Source organism: Variovorax sp. E3 (genome assembly GCF_016082275.1).
GTDB lineage: Bacteria > Pseudomonadota > Gammaproteobacteria > Burkholderiales > Burkholderiaceae_C > Variovorax.
Genome location: NZ_MOWM01000280.1, coordinates 1 through 4,399 on the forward strand (window position 1 = coordinate 1; position 4,399 = coordinate 4,399).

Genomic DNA, 4,399 nt, shown 5'->3' on the forward strand with positions numbered 1-4,399 from the left:
CGCCACACCGTCCAGACGCGGAAGGTGCCGAGCGGAAAGCGCGTCTCGGCGGTGAGCGGCGGCACCGGGTGCAGGCCGCGCCGCTCGGGCTGGAAGGCGATCTCGACGGTGGCCGTGCCCTCGGCCGGCACGTCGGTCCAGGCCCACTGGCCGCTGCCGCGCACGGCCATGCCGATGCCGTAGCGCACGCTGCGCCGCGTGTTGTGCAGCACCACCTTGAAGACGGCGGCGGCGCCCGCGTAGTGCGCGTCGGGCGCCACCATGTGCATCGACAGCCCGCGCAGCGTGGCGTGGCACACGTGCATGCCCACGGCCACGCTGCCCGCGAGCAGGAAGGTCAGCAGGTAGCCGAGGTTGAGCTGGTAGTTGATCGACGCCACCAGCAGCACCAGCAGCGTGGCCGCCAGCGTCCAGCCGGCCCGCGTGGGCACGATGTAGACGTTGCGCTGCGTGAGCTCCAGCGTGTCCGACGGCGGCCGGCGCGACAGGAACCAGCCGTCGATGCGCGAGCGGAGGGCGCCGGCAGGGCTCACGGCAGGGGCACGGCAGCGATCATGGCGCGCACCTGCTCGACCGCGCCCCGGCCCGCGTCGCCCACGGGCGTGAGGCGGTGCGCGATGGTCTGCGGCAGCACGGCCTGCACGTCGTCGGGCGCGACGTAGTTGCGGTTGGCCAGCAGCGCCTGCGCCTTGGCCGCACGCAGCACGGCAATGCCCGCGCGCGGCGACAGGCCCTGCAAAAACCAGCGGCCCGAGCGGGTGGCGGCGATCAGGTCCTGCACGTAGTTGAGCAGCGCATCGGCCGCGTGCACCTGCTGCACGCGCTGCTGCAGCGCGGTCAGCTCGCCGGCGGTGAGCAGGGCGGGCAGGGTGGCCAGCATCTCGCGGCGGTCGGCGCCCGCGAGCAGCAGCCGTTCGGCCGCGCGGTCGGGGTAGCCCAGCGAGATGCGCATCAGGAACCGGTCGAGCTGCGACTCGGGCAGCGCGAAGGTGCCGAGCTGGTCCTGCGGGTTCTGCGTGGCGATCACGAAGAAGGGCGTGGGCAGCGGGCGGGTCTCGCCCTCGACCGTGACCTGCTTTTCTTCCATCGCCTCGAGCAGCGCGCTCTGGGTCTTGGGACTGGCGCGGTTGATTTCGTCGGCCAGCAGCACCTGCGCGAAGATCGGCCCGGGGTGGAACACGAAGGCCTGCTGCCCCCGGTCGTAGATGGCCACGCCCGACAGGTCGCCCGGCATCAGGTCGGCGGTGAACTGCACCCGCGAGAACTGCAGCCCGAAAGTGTGCGACAGCGCGTGGGCGAGGGTGGTCTTGCCGACGCCCGGCACGTCTTCGATCAGCAGGTGCCCGCCCGCCAGCAGGCAGGCCACGCAGTCGCGCACCTGGGCCTCTTTGCCCACGATCACCGTGTTAAGCTGACTTAACAAAGTGGCTAGCTTTGCAGCAACGTCCATATTTGTATCCATATGCAAACGATACCGTAAGACCTTGCGGCCCCATGCCGCGTGAGGTCTACACGCGAGAGACATGGGCAAGACAGGCTACTTCACACATCGCGACTTCTGGAAGCACGACATGGGCGGCGGGCATCCCGAATGCCCCGGCCGCCTGGATGCCATCGAAGACCGCCTGCTGCTCACCGGCGTGGGCGACGCGCTCGAACACCGCGACGTGCCGCTGGCCACCTTGCAGCAGATCACCCGGGCGCACAGCACCGCGCACGTCGAGCACCTCGAGGAACTGCACCAGCGCCTGGTGGCCGACGAGCCCGCCGGCGGCCCCGACCATGCGCAGGTCGACCCCGACACCGTGCTCACCCGCTTCACCCTGCTGGCCGCGCGCCGCGCCGCCGGCGCCGCCATTGCGGCGACCGACGCGGTGCTGGCCGGCGAGCTGGAAAACGCCTTCTGCTCGGTGCGCCCGCCCGGCCACCACGCCTGCCGGGAGCAGGCGATGGGCTTTTGCTTCTTCAACAACATCGCCATTGCCGCGCGGCACGCCATCGACGTGCACGGCCTGGAGCGCGTGGCCATCGTCGACTTCGACGTGCACCACGGCAACGGCACCGAGAACATCCTCTCGAACGACCCCCGTGTGCTGATGGTCGGCTTCTTCCAGCACCCGTTCTACCCGTACAGCGGCACCGACCACCCGGCGCCCAACATGCTGAACATGCCGATCCCGGCCTACACCAAGGGCATGGACGTGCGCGAGATGATCGAGGCCGTGTGGATGCCGCGCCTGGAAGAGTTCAAGCCGCAGATGGTGTTCATCAGCGCCGGGTTCGACGCCCACCGCGAAGACGACCTGGGCCAGCTCGGCCTGAACGAGAACGACTTTGCCTGGATCACCGGCCGCGTGCACGATGTTGCAAGGCGCCATGCCAAGGGCCGTATCGTGTCGATGCTCGAAGGCGGCTACAACCTCGACGCGCTGGCCCGCAGCGTGGAAGCCCACGTCCGCGTGCTGGCCGACCTGTAACGCAGCCGGCGCGGCCCGCGCGCCCATGCTTTTTCTGACCTGATGAATTTCAACGACTTCACCCAACGCCTGAGCCAGGTCGACGCACGCGGCATCGCCATCGAACTCGCCGTGCTGGTGGCCTGCGTGGCCCTGGCCTGGGGCGTGTGCAAATGGTTCGGGCGCGACCAGCCCAAGGACTCGATCTGGTTCGGCGAGCGCACCTTCGACGGCGTGCTGTTCCCGCTGCTGGCGCTGGTGCTCACCGACCTGGCACGGCGCGCGGTGATCGACTTCCAGACCGTGCTGGTGCTGCGGATCGCGGTGTCGATGTTCCTGTCGCTGGCGGTGATCCGGCTGTTCGCGCGGGTGCTGCGCGCGGTGTTCCCGACCTCCAACCTCGTGCGGCTGCTGGAGCGCACGGTGTCATGGCTGGCGTGGATTGCGGCGGTGCTGTGGATCGTCGGGCTGCTGCCGCCGGTGCTGGCCGAGCTGGACGACATCACGCTGGCCTTCGGCAAGACGCGCGTGAGCCTGCAGACCATCATCCAGGGCGTGCTGTCGGCCGGGCTGGTGCTGGTGATTGCGCTGTGGATCTCCAGCACCATCGAGAAGCGCATCCTGCGCGAGGCCGTGACCGACCTGTCGATGCGCAAGGTGGCGTCGAACGCGGTGCGCGCCATTCTGTTGCTGGTCGGCCTGCTGTTCGCGCTGTCGGCGGTGGGGGTGGACCTCACGGCGCTGTCGGTGCTGGGCGGCGCGCTGGGCGTGGGCCTGGGCTTCGGCCTGCAGAAGCTGGCGGCCAACTACGTGAGCGGCTTCGTGATCTTGCTGGAGCGCTCGATTCGCATCGGCGACAACGTGAAGGTCGACACCTTCGAGGGCCGCATCACCGACATCAAGACGCGCTACACCCTGATTCGCGCGGGCAACGGGCGCGAAGCCATCGTGCCGAACGAGTCGCTCATCACCAGCCGGGTCGAGAACCTGTCGCTGGCCGACCGCAAGTTCAACATCACGACCACCATCGTGGTGGGCTACGAGAGCAACGTGGCGCAGGTGCAGACCATTCTGTGCGAGGCCGCCAAGGCCCAGCCGCGCGTGATGACCGACCCGGCGCCGGTGGCGTTCCTGATGAACTTCGCGCCCGACGGGCTGGAGTTCACGCTCAACTTCTGGGTGACCGACCCCGACAAGGGCAAGGACAACCTGCGCTCGGCCATCAACATCGCCATCCTCGACGGCCTGCGCGGCGCGGGGATTGACATTCCCTATCCGCAGCGCGTTGTGCGTGTGGAGTCTTTACCGCCGGGTGTCGCTCCGACCCCCGACGCTGTTTTATAATTGAGGAAAAGCACGATCGTTCTTTTTTATTGGCCCGCAGCGCCGACAAGAAGAATGGAGAGGCGGCAAAGGTCGCGTCCTAGAATGACCGGTTGCCCTCGAAGCCCCCTTTTTGCAATCCAATGGAGTCAAGTCAATGAAGGTTCTTGTGCCTGTCAAACGGGTCGTCGATTACAACGTCAAGGTGCGCGTGAAGAGCGACGGCACCGGGGTGGACATTGCCAACGTCAAGATGAGCATGAACCCCTTCGACGAGATCGCGGTCGAAGAAGCGGTTCGCCTGAAGGAGAAGGGCGTTGTGACCGAAGTCATCGCCGTGTCGTGCGGTGATGCGAAGTGCCAGGAAACCCTGCGCACGGCCATGGCCATCGGCGCCGACCGCGGCATCCTGGTCGAGACCACCGAAGAGCTGCAGCCCTTGGCTGTCGCCAAGCTGCTGAAGGCACTGGTCGACAAGGAACAACCGCAACTGATCATCCTGGGCAAGCAAGCCATCGACGACGACGCCAACCAGACCGGCCAGATGCTGGCTGCACTGGCCGACCTGCCGCAAGCCACCTTCGCCTCCAAGGTCGAAGTGGCAGGCGACAAGGCAACGG

At 67.6% G+C, this 4,399-nt stretch carries 3 protein-coding genes and 2 pseudogenes; 3 read left to right on the forward strand and 2 right to left on the reverse strand.

Annotation, left to right across the window (positions count from 1 at the left end; translation table 11 throughout):
- A pseudogene (locus BMG07_RS39850) lies at positions 1–533 on the reverse strand (DUF58 domain-containing protein); the annotation flags it as partial.
- A complete protein-coding gene (locus tag BMG07_RS39855) occupies positions 530–1,450 on the reverse strand; it encodes a MoxR family ATPase (protein WP_198089091.1) in 921 nt (306 codons plus the stop codon). The pseudogene BMG07_RS39850 and the gene BMG07_RS39855, both read right to left, overlap by 4 nt.
- Positions 1,451–1,523: 73 nt before the next feature.
- On the opposite strand from BMG07_RS39855, the gene BMG07_RS39860 reads away from it, so the two are divergent.
- The 3 genes and pseudogenes from BMG07_RS39860 to BMG07_RS39870 all read left to right on the forward strand — a co-directional run.
- A complete protein-coding gene (locus BMG07_RS39860) occupies positions 1,524–2,477 on the forward strand; it encodes a histone deacetylase family protein (RefSeq protein ID WP_198089092.1) in 954 nt (317 codons plus the stop codon).
- A gap of 42 nt (positions 2,478–2,519) precedes the next feature.
- Positions 2,520–3,800, forward strand: coding sequence for a mechanosensitive ion channel family protein (locus BMG07_RS39865; protein WP_198089093.1), 1,281 nt, complete (start codon positions 2,520–2,522; stop codon positions 3,798–3,800).
- 136 nt (positions 3,801–3,936) lie between these two features.
- A pseudogene (locus BMG07_RS39870) lies at positions 3,937–4,399 on the forward strand (electron transfer flavoprotein subunit beta/FixA family protein); the annotation flags it as partial.

Excerpts from the sequence above, each read along its gene's own strand:
- BMG07_RS39855 (WP_198089091.1), bottom strand. The coding sequence starts at position 1,450 with ATGGACGTTGCTGCAAAGCTAGCCACTTTGTTAAGTCAGCTTAACACG.
- BMG07_RS39860 (WP_198089092.1), top strand. The coding sequence starts at position 1,524 with ATGGGCAAGACAGGCTACTTCACACATCGCGACTTCTGGAAGCACGAC.
- BMG07_RS39865 (WP_198089093.1), top strand. The coding sequence starts at position 2,520 with ATGAATTTCAACGACTTCACCCAACGCCTGAGCCAGGTCGACGCACGC.